Origin of the sequence: Marinobacter iranensis (assembly GCF_029207565.1) — a bacterium.
GTDB lineage: Bacteria > Pseudomonadota > Gammaproteobacteria > Pseudomonadales > Oleiphilaceae > Marinobacter > Marinobacter iranensis.
Genome location: NZ_JANCMW010000083.1, coordinates 1 through 281, shown reverse-complemented (window position 1 = coordinate 281; position 281 = coordinate 1). Strand labels below are relative to the sequence as shown.

Genomic DNA, 281 nt, shown 5'->3' with positions numbered 1-281 from the left:
CGTCTGGGCACGCTCGGCTATCTGCGCCGTCAACGCGACGATACCGACAAGCGGAACATCTTCGTCGCAAAGACCGCGGAAGGGGCAGAGTTTCTTGCAGAATTCGGGCATTTCCTCACTGGCCAGCACATCGAGCCAGTCGCCCGCAGGGCCAGCGCGTAAGCGTTTCTCGCTGAAGGGCCGTTCGGTTCCCATCGATCCCAGGGTCGATGCCGTTCGTCGTGACCTGGCAGACGTACGTCTGGCGGATCGGGTGTTCGCACCCCATTATGCGGCGCCTA

The 281-nt window shown here is 62.3% G+C and carries 1 protein-coding gene; it reads left to right on the top strand.

Annotation, left to right across the window (positions count from 1 at the left end):
- Positions 1-94: 94 nt before the first annotated feature.
- Positions 95-281: hypothetical protein (locus NLU14_RS21535; RefSeq protein WP_275710476.1), on the top strand; the 187-nt coding region annotated here is incomplete at its 3' end.